Origin of the sequence: Flavobacterium quisquiliarum, from assembly GCF_019308285.1 — a bacterium.
Taxonomy (GTDB): domain Bacteria; phylum Bacteroidota; class Bacteroidia; order Flavobacteriales; family Flavobacteriaceae; genus Flavobacterium; species Flavobacterium quisquiliarum.
This window is the reverse complement of sequence record NZ_WWEM01000038.1, coordinates 213,342-234,854: the sequence shown is the minus strand read 5'-3', so window position 1 is coordinate 234,854 and position 21,513 is coordinate 213,342. Positions and strand designations below refer to the sequence as shown.

General features: G+C 36.6%; 4 protein-coding genes. All 4 read left to right on the top strand.

The genetic code is table 11. The annotated features are described in order from the left end of the window. The first annotated feature begins 96 nt into the window (after nt 1-96). The gene (locus GSY47_RS21790; protein WP_218651417.1) at nt 97-507 is read left to right on the top strand and encodes a hypothetical protein; all 411 of its coding nucleotides are present in this window, start codon (nt 97-99) and stop codon (nt 505-507) included. Further along, nucleotides 504-1,961: a gliding motility protein SprC gene (gene sprC, locus GSY47_RS21785; RefSeq protein WP_179003861.1), complete on the top strand. Its 1,458-nt coding sequence runs from the start codon at nt 504-506 to the stop codon at nt 1,959-1,961. Before GSY47_RS21790 ends, sprC begins: the two co-directional genes overlap by 4 nt. A 1-nt stretch (nt 1,962) precedes the next feature. Beyond that, nucleotides 1,963-6,588, top strand: a complete 4,626-nt coding sequence (locus GSY47_RS21780; protein WP_219071533.1) for a PorP/SprF family type IX secretion system membrane protein — start codon at nt 1,963-1,965, stop codon at nt 6,586-6,588. A gap of 132 nt (nt 6,589-6,720) precedes the next feature. Next, the gene (locus tag GSY47_RS21775; protein WP_179003859.1) at nt 6,721-21,498 is read left to right on the top strand and encodes a T9SS type B sorting domain-containing protein; all 14,778 of its coding nucleotides are present in this window, start codon (nt 6,721-6,723) and stop codon (nt 21,496-21,498) included. The last annotated feature ends 15 nt before the right edge of the window (nt 21,499-21,513 follow it).

Genomic DNA, 21,513 nt, shown 5'->3' with positions numbered 1-21,513 from the left:
TTCGATTTTTATTTCCGAGCGTAAATTTTATTAATTAAGTCCCCAGACACAATTTATGTATCGTCTCTAACGGACCCAAATAAAGATCAAAACATAATGGTATCTACGAAAAAATATTTTATATATATAATATTTTTGGTTTCACCTATTTCGTTAACTCTATACGCACAGAATACAGCACAAAAACCTACAACGGGAGCTGGTTCTGATAGCTGTGTAGCGTTAGTAGAAAATAACCAAAACAATACTAATAATGCTGTAATTAAAAACAGCAGTTCAGATAATTTTAATCAGTTAATAGTAAGGATGTCCACCCCCAAGGATAGCCTTACTATTGCCGCTGAATCAAATTCGGTATCAAACGAATGTAAAGAAGATTCATCTTTAACAGCTACTTCGATTTTGGCAAAGGATATAATCGAAAACTATAAGTATGATTTTTCAGAAACATTCATAGATATTTTGTTTTTTGAGCGTATAGATTTAGCTAGAACACGCACTATATGATTCAAAAAATTACTTTATCTTTTTTTAAAGTTTTAATTCTATTTAGCATCCTATTTTTTGCTGAATCGAATGTCTATGCTCAAAAAATAACACCAGAGATCCTAAATTTTGACAGGATATGTGCTGGTGTTACGAGCCAGACATACGATGCGACATTTCTTCACAGTGGTTTTGCCACTGGGACAACATTCGAAGTAGAATTATCAGATAAAGATGGAAGTTTTACTACTCCAATTAAATTAACAGGAGTTACGAAAGATGATGCTCCAGATAGAAAAACGATAACTTTCAATGTTCCACAAAACATAGTTGGTTCTGATATTTACAAACTAAGAGTTAGAAGCTCGACGGGAGTTGTCAGTACTAATTTTTTCTCTTCAACTCAAAAGAGTTCTTTTCCTATTTATTATAAAATACACGATAAACAGTATACTATTAATAATTTTAATGGAAATGCTTCTTTTTGTGCTGGAGGTAGTTTTGTATTGTCTATAGATCCAGATTCTACAACACCAGAAAATGATTCTCCGTTAAAATACCCTTCATTATCATACAATTGGTATAGAGATAATGGAACAAGTGTACCACCAACTTTATTGGCAGGAAACAGCACTTCAAGTTATACAGTTACAACACCGGGTACTTATTATGTTGAAACTAACTACGGAAGCTGTACTTCGTTATCTTATTCTAATCGTGTTATTGTTACTACATCTTCATCGGGTTCTGCAGTAACAATAGATTCAAGTTTAGGAAATCCATTTTGTGCTAGTGGATCAGGAACTGTTTTGACAGCGACTTCTGGAAATAGCTATGTTTGGAAAAAGAATGGTACAGTGATTACAGGAGCTACTACTCGTACTTATTCTACAAACGAATCAGGAGTTTATACAGTTGATGTAGATTTTGGTGGATGTAAAGCAACTGGAACAATTGATCTTAAAAGCAACGGATTTGATGCAAGTATTGATGTCCAAGATGGGTATAAATTAAGCGAAGGTGAAACTTTGAATGTAACCGTTACTACAGATGCTGCAAATGCTACTTACGAATGGTACTTAAACGACAATATTATTTCTGGAGAGACAAGTAGTTCTTACTTGGTTACAGTAAAAGGTAATTATAAAGTAAAGATTTCTCAGGCTGCAGGTTGTGTTGCCAGCAAAGAATTTTCATTTAGAATAAACGGAGATTCAGGTCCATCGAGTGTTATTCCTAATATTATCAAGTTAAGCGGTTTGAACCCGTATTGGAATATTCCTGATGAATACAAAAATGCAAATACCCAAGTCATTATTATAAGTTCAAACGGAGACAAAGTGCTCGATGTTATGAATTATCAAGGCGATTGGCCTCAAAGCAATGTAGATTTTAAAAATGTAAATCCGGTTTATTACTATGTCATTAAAGGCGACGCAAGTGAAAAAAAAGGATCAATAACGGTTATAAAATAATATGAAGAAAATCCTACTATTCATCACTTTATTTTATGGTTTATCAAATGTACTCTATGCTCAGAACGCTTCTGAGGATGGAGTTGTTTCGTTTTCGTTACCTATCAGAAATTCTTTAAAGTTTAACAGGTATATAATCAATCCAGCGTTCAGTTTTGTTCGTGAATCAAACCCTTATATCAGTTTTTACAACAAAAGACAATGGGTACAATTTGAGGATGCACCGCAGACTTATTTGTTTAATTATTCTGGACGTTTTAGAGAAAATGAAGCATTTGCGGCAGGTCTTTTTCAACAGAACTATGGACTAATGACCGTTTTTGGAGCTATAGGAAACTTTGCTCATAATATTGTTTTAGAACAGGACAGTAATTTGACTTTTGGCTTAAATGTAGGCGTTTATCAAAGCGGATTAAATACTGGAAAAATCATTTCTGATGATTCTACAATTCTACAGGGTGATTTTCCAAAAAGTACTTTGCTTACAGTAAATCCTGGAATTAATTACGGTACAGAATTTTTGGATTTTGGATTGGCAATTAACAACTTAGTACTGTACAATTTTGGGTCAGGAATGGTAAAAGAAGATCCCGAAAGAGCCATTCAACTACATGCAATGTACACTGGCTATATTGATAGTTATGGTTTTTTTGACAGAAGTAAATTCTCTGGTATTGTAAGAACAGAATTAAAAAAAGACAAAACAGTTATTTCTGGTTTGGGTATGCTTACCCTTCAGCAAGGAGTTTGGGCTCAAGCAGGATATAATACATTATATGGAGTTTCGGCAGGACTTGGTATCAATATTTCTCCAAGTATTGCTATAGAATATAATTACGAAAGAGGAATGGGCAATTTCTCTAATATGGGCGGATCACATGAATTCGCAATTGCCTACAAATTCAAAAACAGAAATTACTATTACGGAGATGATGATGAAGGATCATTGATTGATCCAGCTAAGCCAAAACGAGTTCCAGCTAAACAAAATTCAGAAGCAACTCAGGTAAACAGAGCTGAAATCGCTGAAAAGAACAGATTGGCTGCCGAAGCAAAAGCACAAGCAGATGCTGAAGCAAAACAAGCAAAACTTTTGGCAGCAGAGAAAGTGAAGGCAGATGCAGAAGCAAAAGCGAAAGCTAAATTAGAGGCTGATAACAAAGCAAAAGCAGATGCCGAAGCGAAAGCAAAAGCAAAACTAGAAGCAGACAATAAAGCTAAAGCAGATGCTGAGGCTATTAAAATAAAACTTGCAGCAGAGGCAAAAGCTAAGGCAGATGCCGCAGCTGCAGCGAGAGCACAAACGGCAGCCGCAAATAAAGCTGTTGCTGAAACACAAAAAACACAAGCGCAATTAGCAGCTGATAAGGCAAGAGCTGATGCAGAACAACGCAGAATAAAACTGGCAGCTGATAATAAAGCAAGAGTTGATGCTGCAGCAGCTGCAAGAGCACAAGCGGCAGCAAACAAAGCAGGCGCAGCACAAAAAACGCCAGAACAATTAGCAGCTGATAAAGCGCAAGCAGACGCAGAAGCTTTAAAAATAAAATTAGCTGCAGATGCAAAAGCTAAGGCAGATGCTGAAGCTTTACAAGCGAAATTAGATGCGGCAGATAAGGCTAAAGCCGATGCTGAAGCTGCAAAAGCGAAAGCAGCTGCAGCAAATGCGGCAACGCCAACGCAGCAAAAAACAGCCGCACAGCTTGCGGTTGAAAGAGCAAGAGCAAATTCTGAAGCTGCTGCGAAGGCAAGATTAGCTGCTGCTGAGAAACTAAAAGCGGATGCAGAAGCAGCAAGACAAGCAAGATTGGCGGCGGCTGAAAAAGCAAAAGCCGATGCAGAAGCGGCAAGACAAAAATTAATAGCAGATAATCAAGCAAAAGCGGAGACTACAGAAGCAAAACGTAAAGCCGATGCAAAAGCAAAAGCTGAGGCAGCAGATTTACAATCTATTATTGCAGCCGATGCAAAAGCAAAAGCAGATTCAGATGCATTACAGGCAAGATTAGCAGCAGAAGCAAAAGCGAAGGCAGCTGCAGAAGCTAAAACAAAATCTTCTATAGATGCTGCGAATAAAGCAAAACTAGCTGCTGATGCGAAAGCAAAAGCTGCTGAAGATGCGGCATTAAAAGAAAGATTGGCAGCCGAAGCAAAAGCAAAAGCGGATGAAGAGGCAAGACAAGCATTGATAGCAGCTGAAGCAAAAGCAAAATCTGATGCTGAAGCATTAAAGGTAAAACAAGCTGAAGAAGCTCGTCAGGCACAATTAGCAGCAGAAGCCAAAGCTAAAGCAGATGCAGAGGCACTTCAAGCTAAATTAGTTGCAGATGCTAAGGCTAAAGCCGATGCGGAAGCTGCAGCTAAAGCCAAATTAGAGGCAGAAAATAAAGCTAAAGCAGACGCAGAAGCTGAGAAAGCAAGATTAGCGGCTGACGCAAAAGCAAAAGCGGATGCAGAAGCAGAAAAGGCAAGATTAGCCGCAGATGCTAAAGCAAAAGCGGACATGGAAGCTTTACAGGCTAAGTTAATAGCAGATGCTAGAGTTAAAGCCGATGCAGAAGCAACTGCAAAAGCAAAAGCGGAAGCAGAAGCGAAAAAATTACAAGAAGAAGAAGAGGCACGTCAAGCGAAATTGAATGCTGATGCGAAGGCTAAGGCGGATGCAGAAGCATTAAAAGTGAAACAAGCTACAGAAGCCAAAGCTAAGGCCGATGCAGAAGCTGAAAAAGCGAGATTAGCGGCTGAAGCAAAAGCAAAAGCCGATGCAGAAGCGTTGAGAATAAAACAAGCGGCTGACGAAAAAGCAAGAGTTGAAGAAGAAGCTCGTCAGGCAAAATTAGCCGCGGATGCGAAAGTAAAAGCAGATGCTGAAGCAGAAAAAGCAAGATTAGCAGCCGAAGCAAAAGCGAAAGCCGATGCAGAAGCATTGAGAATTAAACAGGCTGCTGACGAAAAAGCAAGGGTAGAAGAAGAAGCTCGTCAGGCTAAATTAGCCGCTGATGCGAAAGCAAAAGCAGATGCTGAAGCTAAACTTGCAGAAGAGGCAAAAGCAAAAGCTGATATGGTTGCTTTACAAGCAAAATTATTAGCAGACGCAAAAGTTAAGGCCGATGCAGAAGCAACTGCAAAAGCAAAAGCGGAAGCAGAAGCGAAAAAATTACAAGAGGAAGAAGAGGCACGTCAAGCTAAATTGGCTGCAGATGCAAAAGCCAAGGCAGATGCAGAAGCACTAAAAGCGAAACAAGCAGCCGATGCGAAAGCTAAGGCCGATGCGGAAGCAGAAAAAGCAAGATTAGCGGCAGAGGCAAAAGCGAAAGCAGACGCAGAAGCATTACTAGCAAAACAAGCTGCTGAAGAGAAAGCAAGAGTTGAGGAAGAAGCCCGTCAGGCTAAATTGGCAGCAGATGCGAAAGCTAAAGTGGATGCAGAAGCATTAAAAGCAAAACAAGCTGCCGATGCAAAGGCAAAAGCTGATGAAGAAGCTCGCCAAGCTAAATTGGCCGCTGATGCGAAAGCGAAAGCAGATGCTGAAGCACTTCAAGCAAAATTAGCTGCCGATGCTAAAGCGAAAGCTGACATGCAAGCGGAGCAAGCAAGACTTTTAGCAGCAGCAAAAGCAAAAGCAGATGCAGAAGCAACTGAAAAGTTAAAAGCAGAGGAAGAAACAAGACGCTTAAGAGAAGAGGAAGAACGCCAGACAAGGCTAGCAGCTGAAAAAGCAAAAGCCGATGCTGAAGCGGCAGCGCTTGCAGCAAAAGCGAAAGATGATACAGGAAAAGCAATTGAAAGTTTAACGCAGTCTGTTGAAAATACAAGCAAGGTTCAAAGCGATTTATTAAGTCAGTTTAAAGCTACGGTTGCTAATAAGCAAAAAGATTTAAATGATTTAAAAGAAGAGAATGATTTAAGTGAAAGAGGAATTTACAGAGAGCCAAAACCATTCAAGAGTGTTGCAGCAGAAAACAGTCAAATAGAAGCATTAAAACTTCAGATTGCTGATGCTAACAAGAGCATGAAGAATGAGATTGACAGATTAACGGCTCTGTATAACGACCGACTTAAAAAGTTCCCTAAAAACGATCCGTTGAATAAAGCATATCTGGATAAGATAAACGAGTTGAAAGCGGCTCAATTGCAAATGGAGAGAGAAGGTGCTGCTTTAATAGCCGATTTAGAACGTATTAAAACAGAGACTGAAATTGAGCGTAAACGTAGAATTAAACGTGCGGCTTATGAAAATGATCAAGGAAGATATGCACAGGATGTTGCTGCTCTTAAACGTATTAAGGAAACAACGAAATTAAGTAATGCACCAATGACTGCTAATGATTTTGATTTTGGAGAAGAACAGTCAAACATGCAGATTATCAAGAATATTAAAAATTCTGAAAACGGTTATTATTTAATTGTCGCTGTCCACAGTAGTGTAGAGAAAAGAGATGAGTTCTTGACTAAAGCGGTTGCAGCAGGGCGTACAGATATTAATTTCTTTTACAATGTGGCAACAAGTAAATATTACATCTATTATGAAAAATTTGATGGTTTACAGGATGCAACAAAAGCATTAGAAGCAAAAGGAAATAAACCATACAATGGCAAAATGGCCATCGTAAAAGTGGAGAATTAATATTAAAAAAGATTGAGGAACGGTTCTTCTTGAAACTCAAGAAGAACTAAGATTATAAATATTTTAGAGTACTAATTGTATTATTCTTTAAAGCCCCTTAGAGAATAATTTACAGGGTAAATAAAAAGGACTATGGAAAAACCTACTATTTTTAAATCAGTTAAAACTGTTTTTAGTTCTATCAAAAACATTGTTTCTGATACTCAAAAACAGTTTGAAAAACTAGTGGAATCATTTGATAAAAAACAAATGCTTCAGCCACTATTTGTTAAAGTAAAAGAAAACCGGAGAGCTATTTTTGGATTTCTACTATTCTTATGTTTCGGATATGTTAATGCTCAGGTAGGAACTCCTTTCTCTCCTAGACTTACAGGTGGAAATGTAAAAGTAAAAGGAGACATTATTTTAATTGGTAATACAGTTATTAATAAAGTAAATAATAGAGCAAGGCCTTATCCTACAGGAAAAGGTGAAAATCCTGCAGATTTTAGCCCTGCAAGTCCTGTTAATGGTGTTCGTTATACTGGAACAGTAACCAATTTAGCCGCTTTAACTGCAGAAGCTAATCTTGATTTTAATGGTACAGGAAATAATAATGACTTCTATGTAGAGTACTCAGATGTAGATAATGACCCTGATACTTTTAACTCTACAATGGCGAAATTGACCATAGACAATTCTTGTAAAAGCATTGTATTTGCTGGTTTGTATTGGTCAGCAATTTATCCTTATGAAAGAAGTACAGATGTAAATCAAAAATATACAGGTTCTTTAAGGGAAGAGGACTGGAATACAGTTAAATTTAAACTTCCTAATAGTGATGGACTTTATAAAACTATAACAGCGAGCAAAACCAATACTAGAGAAGTAATTTTTGATGGTTATAAAAAGAATGGTAATAGAGTAGAAGACTCATTTAAAGATTCACCATACGTTTGTTTTAGTGATGTAACAAAATTGCTACAAGATTTACCTGATGCGAACGGTGAATATTATGTTGCTAATGTTAGAGCAGCAAGAGGTAAGAGAAATGGTGGTGGAGCTGGAGGATGGACTTTGGTTGTAATTTATGAAAGTCCAAGTCTTCCAAGTAAATTTATTTCTGTTTTTGATGGTTACGCTGGGGTGGATCCGGGAAGAGCACAAGACAAGGATGTTTCTTATACTATTAATGGTTTTCAAACTTTGCCTGTTGGTTTTCCAGTAAAAGCAAAAATTGGAGTAGCCGCATTAGAAGGAGACAAACATATTGATGGAGATAGTTTTAGTATTAAAGCAAATTCTAAAACAACCTGGACTAAATTAAAAGATGCTGTAAATGAAGAGAATAATTTCTTTAATGCATCGATAAGTAGTGGTGGAGTTACTATTTTAGATCGAAATCCTAAGAGTATAAACAATATGGGATTTGATATTGACCATATTACTCTTCAAAACGATGTTAATGGAGTTAAAAATGCGGTTATACCAAATGGAGAAACGGGCGCTACTTTAAGATTGACAACTGATGGTGATGGATATGGTGCCTTTGTAACAACTTTTGCGGTTGATGTTATTGAACCTAAAATTGTATTAACGAAAGTTGTAAAAGGTGTTCGTACAAATGCAGCTGGTGTTCGTGAAGAATACGATTTAGCAGGTCAGCCAGTAACATTGGGTCAGGAAATGATTTATGAAATTGGATTTAGAAATGAAGGAAATGATGATGCTAAAAATTTTACTATTACAGATGTATTGCCGCAAAATGTAATTTTTGACCGAGCTGTTGATATCATTAAAAAAGATAATGGAGTACAAGATATCTCATACGATGCCGCTACTAGAACACTTGTTTTTTCAGTGCCAGATGCTATCGTTAAACAAGGAGGTTCTACTTATACTTTAAAATTTAGAGTTAGAGTTGTTAGTGATTGTAACGAACTAGTAGATGCTTGTTCTAACATTATTAAAAATACTGCAACTTCCAAATATTTTGGAACAATAAATCCAACGAATAATGGACAACCTTATGGAGATGGAAGTTATTCTTTCAATACAGGATGTATTGTGGGAGATCCAACTTCAACTAACTTTTTGGTTGGTATTGAAGATTGTTTATTTCATAGAGCAGTATCACTTTGCGGTAGCGCAATATTAAAAGCAGCTAATGGATATACAACTTATCTTTGGAAAGATAAGGCAGGAAATACTGTCGGCACAACTCAACAAATTACGGTTACAAAAGCTGGAGAATATACTGTTCAAACTGGAGGGAATCCAGATTGTAAAGGTATTTTGCAGACTTATACTGTAACAGATTATGCTGTAGGTGCTAATGATAATCCTGTTAGTCCTTATGCAGATAATATTGATCCAGCTACAGGAAGACCTTACCTATGTACCAATGATAGAAAAGAGTTCCCAAAGATTTTCTTATGTGGTGAAAACGATTCAAAATTTATTGATACTAAAATTACTGCAGCCGATACTACTGTAAAATGGCAGGTTACTACAGATGTACCTCCAACAGGATTCCCTGCAAGTTGTGCCTATGAAGATGCGACCAATTGGACACAAGCAGCGCCAGATGGACCAACTTTTACTGCCAATAAATCGGGATCTTATAGAGTAGTTGTATCTTATGGAAATAACTGTCAGAACATATTCTATTTTAGTGTTTTCAAAAACCCATTAAAAATTGCGGTTGATAAAAAAGATGTAGTTTGTAATACTCCAGGTAGAATTACAGTTACAAATCCGCAGCCAGGAACGGGTTATACTTATAGTATAAATGGAACCGATTATCAAACTTCAAATGTATTTGATAATTTGGTTACCAATGATTATACTGTACATGTTAAGCAGAATGCGGCAACGACAGAAACATCTTCTTGTCCATTTTCAATTGATGTTACTATTTTAAATGCAGTTTTCAAAACTACAGTAACACCAAAAGATGCACTTTGTGAAGGAAAGGGATCTATTTATGCATCTGCAGATAACGTTAATGGTGATTACCATTTTGTTGCCAAAGATCTTGCAGGAAATATAGTGGGAGATTCTGGACAAAAAACGACTCCAAACTATCATGAGTTTTTCGATCTTGCTGCGGGAGATTATGATGTAACAGTTTCTACATCTGATGGATGTTCAGAAACAAAGAGAGTTACAATAAACGATAAAAAATTAACTGCTACAGCAGATGTTACAAAAACACTTGCTTGTGGAGATGGTGAAATTACAATACAGGCTTCTGGAGGAACTCCAGTTCCGTTACCTCCAGGTGCACCAGCCAATACTCCAGCTAGATATTACTATACAGTAAATGGGGTAGATTATGGCACAAATCCTATTATTCCATTTACTAGACCATTGCCACCTAATGGAGAATTTACTATTATAGTAACAGATTATAACTCTTGTTCTGTAACAGTAACAGTAAAAGCTGAAGATGTTCCAAAACCTACCGTGACGTTTACACCTCACGATGCAAAATGTTACGGAGAAAGTAACGGTTCAATAGATGTAGCAATATCTCCTGCAAATTCTGGATATACTATTGAATATAGTATTGACGGAGGAACAAATTATAGTTCTGTTGCTCCAATTACCAATTTAGCTAAAGGAAATTATGATATCATTGTAAAATACATTTACGATGGTGTAGAGTGTATAGAACCAGCAGTACGCGTTATTGTCGATGAACCGGGAACTGCCTTAACAGCATCAGCTGGGGTTTCTGAATTAGCAGGTTGTGATCCATCAGGAAATGGATTTGGTAAATTACGTATTACAAATCCACAAGGAGGAGTGCCAAATTATTCTTATAGTTTTGATGGAGGAGCTAGCTGGCAGCCAGAGAATGAGAAATATGTAGCGCCAGGAACTTATAATCTTTATATTAAAGATTCGAATGGATGTACTTTCTTAATGGAAGGTATTGTTTTGGACAGCGAACCTGCAGAACCATCAATTTCAGTGGAAACTCCAGTTAATTTTAATTGTGACGGTTCGGCTACTAGTACAGTAATTGTTGATAATCCGGGAGCAGAAAATTATAATTACAAGTATTATATTGATGGCAGTACAACGCCAAATACAAATGTTCCGCCAAACGTATTCTTAAATGTTGCTCCAGGATCGCATAGTATTCGTGTAGAATATAATCTTGTAACGGTACCAACTTTTAGTAATTTATTAAATGAAGATTTTGGTATTGGTTATAATACAAGATCTCCTGGTATTGCTGCTGCTTATTGTTATCATGATTTAGATTTACCTTCTAATTGTGATGATAAAAGAGGAACATTAGAAGATAATCAATATGTAGTAACAAGACAAATTGAACCAAACAACTCAGCTTGGTATCCTTTTAGAGATCATACTTCAAATGGAACACATCCTTTTGGACGTTTCTTAGCTGTTAATATTGGTGGTGCAGCAGGTCCAAATGGAGTTTTATACAGTAAACAAATTAATGATGTTATTCCAGGTCAGCCAGTAATTGTAGAAGCCTATTTAGCAAACTTATTTAGAGCTGATTTTAGTGGTGGTGTAGATCCAAGTTTCGCTTTCGAATTGGTTGATACTAACGGAAATGTTATTGCACAGGCACCAGCAATTCCTCCAACGCCAAATCCAACAGGAATTCCGTCTATTCCAACAATTTTAAGATCGAATAAATGGGAAAAAAGGGAAGTAACTTTAAATCCAGGAAATAATACAACCTTAATCTTTAGAGTAAGATCTGGAAGTACAGAATATAATGGTAATGATGGTGCTATTGATGATATTAAAGTGTATCAATTGCCAAAATCATGTATCAAAGAAAAAAACTTAACGATTATTGTTCCAACAGGAAAAGCATTTACAGGAACTGCTGATGTCACTAAAAATGTTTCTTGTGCTGGAACTGGTGCGCCAAATGATGGTGAAATTACAATTACAGCAACTAATTTCGATACAACTTACGGATATGATTATACTGTAGACGGAGGAGCAAATTGGATCAATGTAAAAGTAAGCCCTTATGTTGTAACAAACTTAGAGGCTAAAACGTATGATGTAAGAGTTCGTTACAATGCTACGACAGAAGCAACATGTACAAAAACCTTTACACCAACAATTACAGCCCCAAATGCTCTTTTAGCTGGAGGTGTGGTACTTGTTGCTGCAAAATGTTCTGTAGGGGCTACAATTAGAGCTTCAGCTTCAGAAGGAACACCAGCTTACGAATATGAATTAAGATATGCTAATGGAACTTCATATAGACCATTTCAATCTAGTACAGACTTTACTAACGTTCCAGTAGGGGACTATGAAGTATTTGTAAGAGATGCTAATAAATGTGTCAGCGCAATAGGGGCTCCTGTACAAGTAGTTGCGCCACCTGCAATAAGTGCAGCATTAGATATTAATTCAGATTTCTGTTATGATGCTACAAACAAAGCTTCAGTAACCGTTATCGTTACAGGAGGAACTGGTCCATTCAGTTATAGCATTGATGGAAAACCAGCTCAAACACCTTCTAACGTATTTAACAATATCGAGCCAGGAGATCACAGAATTATCGTTACTGATGCTGTAGGTTGTTCTCCAATAGATCCTATTGACTTTAGAATTGAAAGAGAATTAAGCGTTGATAAAGATATCAAAACATTAGATTGTTCTCCAACAACAGGAAACGCTGTAGTTACAGGAACAATTTCATACGGATATCCTCCATATACGGTAAGTTTAGTTTCTGGTAATGCTACAGGTACACTTGTACAGCCAACAACACCAAATGGAACTACATTTACGTATTCAACAGGAATTGCAGATACATATATTTTTGAGGTTACAGATTCAAAAGGATGTACAAAAAGAATGACAGCAGTTGTTGATCCTATTACAAATCCATCACTTTCAGAAGTTAGTAAAGTACCAGTTTCTTGTAACGGATTATCAGATGGATCTGTTGTATTAAGAGCACAGAATGGTTCAGGCGGTTACAGATACAGTTCTGACAATATTACATTTACGAATACAACTGGAATTTTCTCTGGCTTATCAGCAGGAGTACATACTTTCTATGTAAGAGACAATAAAGGTTGTCAAGGACAAATCGATGTTACAATTACTGCTCCGCTTGCTTTAGGAGGTTCTGCAACAATAGACCCTCAATATAATTGTGATCACGGTGCTACTATTACCGCAACAGCAACAAATGGTAATGGTTCATATACTTTTGTTTTAAAAAGAGGAACAACAATTGTAGCGACAAGAACTGATGGTATATTTTCAGGCTTAACAGTTGCAGGAAATTATACTGTAGATATTACAGATGGTAAAGGATGTCCATTAACAGTTACAGCGGGACGTATTGATGCTCTAACGCCTCCAACTGCTATGACATTCTCTAATACAGCATTAAGATGTCCAGCTAATACAGTAGATGTTACAATCCAGACAGTTACTGGTGGAAAAGGTACAATGGCAACATTCCAATACCGTATCGTTTCACCAACGGCTTCTCAAACAATATTCCAATCAAGCCCTACATTTGTGGGTCTTGCGCCAGGAACCTATATGTTTGAGGTAATGGACGAAAATAATTGTAAGAAACAAGTATCTCACACAATTGATAAATTACCAGAAATATCTATTTCTAGTAATGTAGATAATACTGTAATTTGTAAAGGCGCATCTACTGGTACTGTTACATTTACAATTAGTGGTTTTGGTAATAATACACCTTATTCATATGTAGTTGATGGTGTCACAGCAAATGTTCAAACAGGAACAACTCCTGGAACAGGAACAACTTTTGATATTACTGTTTCGAATTTAAATGCAGGAAATCACTCTATTAGAGTAACCAATGGAACAACAAATTGTTATGTTGAAAGAACTCAGCACGTAGCTGAGCCGGTAGATCCATTGGCTTTAACTCCAGCAACAGTTACGCCAAAAACTTGTGCTGATTTAGGAACGGCTACAATTAATGTAACTGGAGGATGGAATACAAATTACACTTATACTATAACACCTCCAACAGGTCCTGCAATTGTACAAGAAAACAATAACTATTTTGAAGGCTTAGAAAATGGTGTTTACAACTATACTGTTAAAGATTTAAAAGGTTGTGAACAAAATGGAACATTTACTATTATACTTGGACCTGATGTAACTGCAACTATTGCTGCAACAACAAATCTTTGTTACACAAATGCTGGAAAAGCAGCTATTTATGTAACACCAAATACACAAGCAAATTATACATACGCCTTAAATGGAGGAACGACTCAAAATAATGGAACTTTCGAAAATTTAGAGCCTGGTAAATATGTTATCACGGTTAGAGATACTTCAACGGGTTGTTTTATAGATTTGCCAGAACAAACTGTTGCGACTGAATTATCAGCAAGTACTAGCTTATTTGCTGGTCCAAAATGTAATACGCCAAATATTGAAATTAGAGGTAAAGTTTCTGGTGGAACACAAGGAGCAACAGGTAATCCGTTATATACGTATACTGTTACAATTGACGGAAATCCAGAATCTCCTGCAACTACACATAATGTAACTGCTACTGATGGAACATTTAGTTATGTTGATGCAAGTGGTATTCCAGCAGGAAAAACTACACCTACAATATATGTATTTACATTTACAGATGCTGCAGGATGTACCACAACTGCAACAAGAACATTACAGCCTAAAACAGATCCTGATATAACAGCTGTTGTTCAGGTTGATCAAGTATATTGTAGTGCTGATGAAACTGGATCTTTCAATATTACTTTAGATCTAACTAAAGGAGTAAGTCCATTTGTTTATAGTGTCGTTAAAACTGATGTAACACCTAACGTTAATTTTGGAACACAAACTACTGGGCTTCCAAGAGGAAGTTATATGATTACTGTTACTGATGGAAATGGATGTACAGATTCTATGCCTGGTACAATTAGCGGTCCAGAGCCAATTGTTGTAACAAAGACGATTGTACCAATTACATGTGATCCATTGGGAGGAGTTTCTAAAGGATCGATTATTATTAACAGTGTAACAGGAGGAACTCCTAATTATACTTACCATGTAACAGGTTATAATTATGATAAAACTGAAGTAAGCCCTGGAACTACTTCTGTTGAATTTGACATTGTAGATTTTGGATTATATCAAGTTAAAATTACTGATGCTAACGGATGTTTAGTAGAATATAAAGATGTTTTAGTGGCATCACCTCCAAATCAATTAGATATTACTGTTACTTACCCTCCAGCTAATTGTACAACTGGTGGTACTGCTACTGTAGCGGTAGGTTCTGCATTTTCAGGAAATGGACCATTCTACTTTAGTATTTATAAAGGTACAGTAGTACCTTACCCATCAGCTGATTGGATTCCAGAAAATGCTCCTGGTACAGTTGGTCCGCCAAGTACACCAGGTAGTAAAGATGCTACATTCTACGATTTAACACCAGGGGTAACATATACTTTTGTTGTATATGATGATGCGACAAAATGTTATTATTTTGAAACTAAAGCATCACCAATTCCAACTAACTCTACATTAACTACTGATGCTTTAGTACCAAGTAATGTAACTTGTAAGACAGCGGCTGACGGGAATGTTACATTTACTGTAACAAGTATTTATGGAACACCAACTACAGTAGATTATGAGGTTTTTGATGCATTTACTCGTACACCAATAGCAGGTTCGACAGGAACAGCTACGGTACCAGCAAATGGTAGTGTAGTGATAACAACTCCAGCACTGAATTTTGGTAATTATTATGTATTAGTAAAAGAAACAGGAACTTCTACAAATGCAGGTTGTAGTGTAGCTACTACAACATTTGTGATTAGAGAGTCATCAACCGATTTGAAAATTAACGTTAGTACAAGTAAAAATGCTAATTGTAATCCTAATAAAGGTGTAGTTACGGCTTCAGGACAAGGAGGTACAACAATAGCTGCTGATCCTGCAAATGGTATTACTGCAGTTCCGTATTTATATCAAATTTTCCCAGATAATGGGGCAATAGGAGAAGACGCATCAGACGTTCGTCCATTGGCTTCTTCTTTCATAGTTGGTACTCATAATACAAATACGTTCTATGTTGAAGATGGAAATTACTTAGTATATGTACGTGATGCTTATGGCTGTATCCAAGCTGGTACAGTAACTGTTAATAGAGATCCAGAACCAGTAATTACAGCAGTTTCTGCACTTCAATGTACAGCTGTGGAAGGAAAATTCGGTATCACAGTTACGTTAACAAGTCCAGGTGTTGGTCCTTATGATTATAGTTTAGATGGTGGTGATTGGGAAAGAGAAACGGCAACGACATTTACAATTCCAAATGTATCATCAGGAACACATACTGTAAGAGTAAAAGATTCTAACGGTTGTGGTAACACAGTTACAGGTATTGAAATTTATGAACCATTACAAATAGAAGGTTCGTTTACGACTATTCCAACTTGTAGAACGGCAGATGGTACTATTACAGTTAGCGTTACCGGAGGATTTAGAATTCCAACAACTAATTTTGAATATACATTAGTAAATAACACAACAGGAGTTACAAGTCCAGTACAGTTTAATAACCCTGTATTTATTAACCAAGCTCCAGGTAATTATACCGTTACAGTTAGAGACGTTAATACAGGTTGTACTAAACCAGTAACAATTGACTTGGCTATTCCAGCAGATCCAGATTTTACGTTGTCTAATACAGCACCAAATTGTACTGGTTCTCAAGGAACTCTTAATAATGGAACGATTACAGTTACATTGCCAACAACGAATGTTGAAGGTCCTTATCAATATACATTGACTAAAGTTTCGCCGGCTCCTCTAGGAAGCCCAGTTACTCAAAATGGCAAAGTATTTACAGGATTAACGGTTGGTGTTTATGACGTAACTGTTCGTTCTGCAAAAGGATGTCCAATAACACATCAAACAGAAATTTTTGCGCCAACTCCAGTTACAATTCTATTAGAGCAAGACGAGTTTAAATGTACAGGTACAACTTTCAATGAGAAAACAGTTACAATCACTCCAGGAGGAGGAGCAGGTAAGATACCTTTAGATTTTGCTGATTATAAATATAGTTTAGACGGCACAAACTGGAGAGATGAACATGAGTTTAGAGTATCTGATAATGGATTCGCAAAAACACTTACATACTATGTAAAAGATGCAAAAGGATGTATAGTGAGCGATCAAATCACAATTCAGCCGTTCCCTAAATTGGTTTCTGCTGTTGCGGCTAAATTGAATCCACCAATGGATTGTATTAACAATCAACAAGATATTCAAGTGATTATTACTGGTGGAACAAATACTCCATTAGGATTTACTTACCAAGCATACCGTGATGGTGCTGCTGAGGGAGGATTAGTTCCTGTTACGAATGACAGATTTACTTATGGTGCAACAACACCTGGAAGTAATTATCATTTTGAAATTTTTGATAATAATACAGAGTGCAGTATTTTGTCTAATACTATAGAAGTACCAGTATTTGATACTCTAGAAGTTTTTGCTACAGCTGCTGCAAATGTTGATTGTAACGGTAACTCAACCGGAGCAATCGAAATCAATGTTACAGGTTACGCAGGACCTTATACCTATGAGATCCTTAGAGGAGGAAATCCTTTAACACCGCCACTTACAGGAACAGGCGACAGTACAACGTCAAGTTCATTCGTACTTCCTCATGGATTAGCGGCTGGAAATGACTATACGGTTCATGTTGTAGAAACAGCTTATCCAAGTTGTGACTTTACAACTACAATTCCTGTAGTTATTACAGAACCAGATCCATTGACAGGATTCTCTGTAATAAATGAAAATAAAAACTGTTTTAACACAGGTTCAAAAGTTACAATCGACTTGACTACTATTTCTGGAGGAAGCGGAGGTTTAAGTTATGCATTCGTTCAAGATAATGGAACGCCAGTATACGGTCCAGATAGTTTTGCAATTCTTGATCCAGCAACAAACACAGAATGGGATGTTTGGGTGAAAGATAAAAACGATTGTGCTATTAAATTAGATGTTACAATTGCAGAAGATTTAAGTCCATCTAATCTTTCAGTAAATGCATTCAGCCAATGTCCAAGTCCAACAGGAACTTATACATTTACAGTTACTGCAACAACTGCAGGTGGTGCTGAATACAGCATTGGAAATGGTTTCCAGCCAACAGGAACATTTACTGTTGATCAGCCTGGAGAATATTTTGTAACTGTAAGAGATAAAAACGGATGTACAAATGCAGTTCCTTTCAGAGTTGAAATTTTAGAAAAATTGTCTGTAAGTACAAGTATTTCAGTAATTCCAACATGTAATGACGCTAATGGAGAAATTACATTACATCCAGTAGGAGGAAGCGGAAATTATGAGTATAGTATTGATGGTACAAACTTTGGATCAGATCCAATATTTCCAAATTTAGCACCAGCAACATACACGTTCTATGTTAGAGATACAACAACGGGTTGTCCTGCACAAGTTGAAGAAACTATTGAGAGAGCTACAACAATTACAGGATTTGCATTGACATCAACACCAGTAACATGTGCTACATTCTCTGATGGTACTATAACAGCGACTATGACAACACCTTCAGCAGGGGTTAATGATAATCCGAAATATATGTACAGTATAGATGGAGGAGTTACCTATCAAGAATCTAATATTTTTACTGGTTTAGCTGCTGGTCATTACGTAATCGATGTTATTTCTGGTAGAGGTTGTCCAGCAAGAGATGAGATCGATGTTGATACACCATTACTAATCAGTGTTCCTGCACCAGCAGTTTCACAGTTCAATTGTAATGCGGGAAGTAATTCAAACAACTTTGCTACTATTACAGTTTCTGGTGTAACGGGAGGTTCTAATAAATATGCGAATTATGAATTTATAAAAGTAGGTACTCCAAACGAGGTTAAACAATTTTCAGATAAACCAACGTATACAATTTACGATTTGGAAGGTGGAACTTATATTGTTAATGTTTATGATGATAAAGGTTGTGTTGGAACTGCTCCTGCACAAATTGTGATCAATCCATACATTGCTTTAGACAAAATCACAGTAAATGTTGATCGTGCTATTACATGTAATAATCTAGAGGACATTACAGTTTCAATTAGCTCAATCGGAGGAACACCAACTAATTTAGAATATACTGTAGTAGATATCGATGCTTCTACAGGAGCGCTTGGAACTTTATATCCATTGCAAAGGAATAATGATGGTAGGTTTACAGGTTTACCAGTTGCAAACTATTTAATAACAGTAACTAACTTAGATACAAATTGTAGTGTTGAATACATTCATTATGTAAATGAGCCAAATACATTCGATCTTAAAATTGAGAATGTTCAAAATGTAAATTGTTATAATGGAAGCAATGGTAGTATAGATGTTACTATCGTAGACTTGTTAATCAATGCAAACAATCCTAATAGTGCAGGTAGATTTGATTACGTGATCCGTGACGCTTCAAACACAATTGTAAGAAGTGGTTCATCTGCAACAGCTGGTCCAACTACAATTTCTGGATTGTCATATGGAGTTTACAGTATTACAGGTATTCTATTAGATACACCTTTCTGTGAAGCAACTAAAAACTTTACTATTACACAGCCAGCTGCAGCTTTAGCTGTAACGGCAACTAAGAAAGATATTACTTGTATTGCAGGTAATAATGATGGTAGAATTATAGCGTCTGCAACAGGTGGATGGCCAGGAGGATACAAGTACGAGTTAAGAATTGGTACTAATATTATCACTCCATATCAAGATTCTCCTATTTTTGCGAATTTAGTAGAAGGTAACTATACTGTTTATGTAACAGACGGTAAATGTGAAGCATCATTTAGTGTTCCATTGGTAAATCCAACACCTATTAGTGTTGTTATCGCAACAGATAAAACATTACTGCTTTGTTTTGAAGATAAAGATGCTACAATAACGGTAAATACAGTAACTGGAGGTTCTGGTAACTATACATTTACTTTACGTGGAACATTAGCAGATGGAACACAAATCGTTAGAGCAGCGCAGCCAAGCAGAACATTTGCTGGATTAGGTGCAGGAACTTATCAAGTAACAGCTTCCGATGATTGGACTTGTAGTAATGTATCAAATACAATTACTATTAGACAGCCAAATGTTGTTAAAGCTTCTTTAGCTATTGATAGAACAGAAACTTGTCAAATTACGCCAAGAGTTGTCCTTACTGCAACAGGAGGAACTGCTCCTTACTATTATAGTGTTGATGGAATTACATATAATCCAACATCATTTACTAGTTCTGTTCCAATTGATTTACCAAGAACTACAGCTAAGGTAACTTATACATACTATGTAAGAGATACAAACGGATGTTTAAGCGTAGTATCTAACGGAGTTACTTTTGATCCAGTTCCTGCAATTGTATTCGAAACATTAAGCCATACAGATATTCAATGTACTGGAGATGTAAAAGGAACAATTACGGCTATTGCAAAAGGAGGGTTAGGTAATTTCACTTACATTTTAACAGATGTAAACGGAAATCCAATTACGCCAGCTCCAGCGCAAGCGTATCCTGGTGAATTTACAGATTTACCTGTAGGATTCTACAGAGTTAGAGCAGTAAGTTTAGATTGTACTCAGCCATCTGAGATAATTGAGATTACAGAACCGGCACAAGCTTTAACAGCGACATTAGATGTTGTTAATGTTACTTGTTCAGGATTCAACAACGGTAAGATAACAGTTAATGCTGTAGGAGGAACAGGAAGATATGTTTATGCAATTTCACCAAATTTAAGACAGTTCTTTGATTCTAATATTTTTGAAAACTTAAGACCAGGTACTTACATCGTAAGAGTTCAGGATGAAAATGGTTGTTACCAAGATTACGAAGAGACAATCACACAACCAGATCCAATTGAAATTACAGAGGATCTTACTTTAAGAGAAGAAGAACATTGTTCAGGTGAACATGATGCTCAATTTGCAATTGATATAATTGGAGGAACAATGCCATACAGTTATAGTTTAGACAATCAAAATGGACCGTTTACTCCAGGTGATACTACACAAACTAAATTTGTATTCTCTAACCTTGCAGGTGGAACGCATGTTGTTTATATCGTAGATGCTAACCAATGTTCTCAAGAAATTACAATCGATTTGGCATTGCCAGTTACACTTAATCCTACGTATGAAGTAACTTACGATTGTGTGAACAATGCACAGTCTAATATGGTTGTTATTTCGATAGATAAGTCTAATACAGATCCAACGCAAATCAGTTATGCATTAGATACTGGAGCATTCCAGCCAAGTAATATCTTTATAGATGTTCCTGCAGGACCACATTATGTTACAGTAAGACATACTAACGGATGTGAAGTATCAACAGAATTGTTTGATGTAAATGCAGTTGATCCATTAAGTCTAATAGATGTAACGAAGCAGACTACAGAAATTAACACGATTACGGTGAAAGCTTCTGGAGGTGTTGCGCCTTATGAATACAGTTTTAATGGAGAACCATTCTCTTCATCAAACACTTATAGAATCTATAAATCAGGCATTTATAAAGTGATTGTAAGAGACAAAAACGGTTGTGAGGCTACAATAGACGTTGAAGGTAAATTCTATGATTTCTGTATGCCAAACTACTTTACACCAGATGGTATCGGTTCTAATAATACTATTGGTCCTGATTGTGGTGCATTGGCTTACAAAGATCTAACATTCGATGTTTACGACAGATACGGTAGAGTAGTTGGTAAATATAGAGTTGGAGGAAAATGGGATGGTAGATATCATGGAAACGAATTACCAACAGGAGATTACTGGTATGTTCTTAAACTAAATGATCCAAAAGATAATAGAGAGTTTGTTGGACATTTCACATTATACAGATAACAAAATTATAGCCCC

What these genes read in the sequence shown, in the direction of transcription:
- GSY47_RS21790 (WP_218651417.1), top strand. Translation starts at nt 97, where the DNA reads ATGGTATCTACGAAAAAATATTTTATATATATAATATTTTTGGTTTCA.
- sprC (WP_179003861.1), top strand. Translation starts at nt 504, where the DNA reads ATGATTCAAAAAATTACTTTATCTTTTTTTAAAGTTTTAATTCTATTT.
- GSY47_RS21780 (WP_219071533.1), top strand. Translation starts at nt 1,963, where the DNA reads ATGAAGAAAATCCTACTATTCATCACTTTATTTTATGGTTTATCAAAT.
- GSY47_RS21775 (WP_179003859.1), top strand. Translation starts at nt 6,721, where the DNA reads ATGGAAAAACCTACTATTTTTAAATCAGTTAAAACTGTTTTTAGTTCT.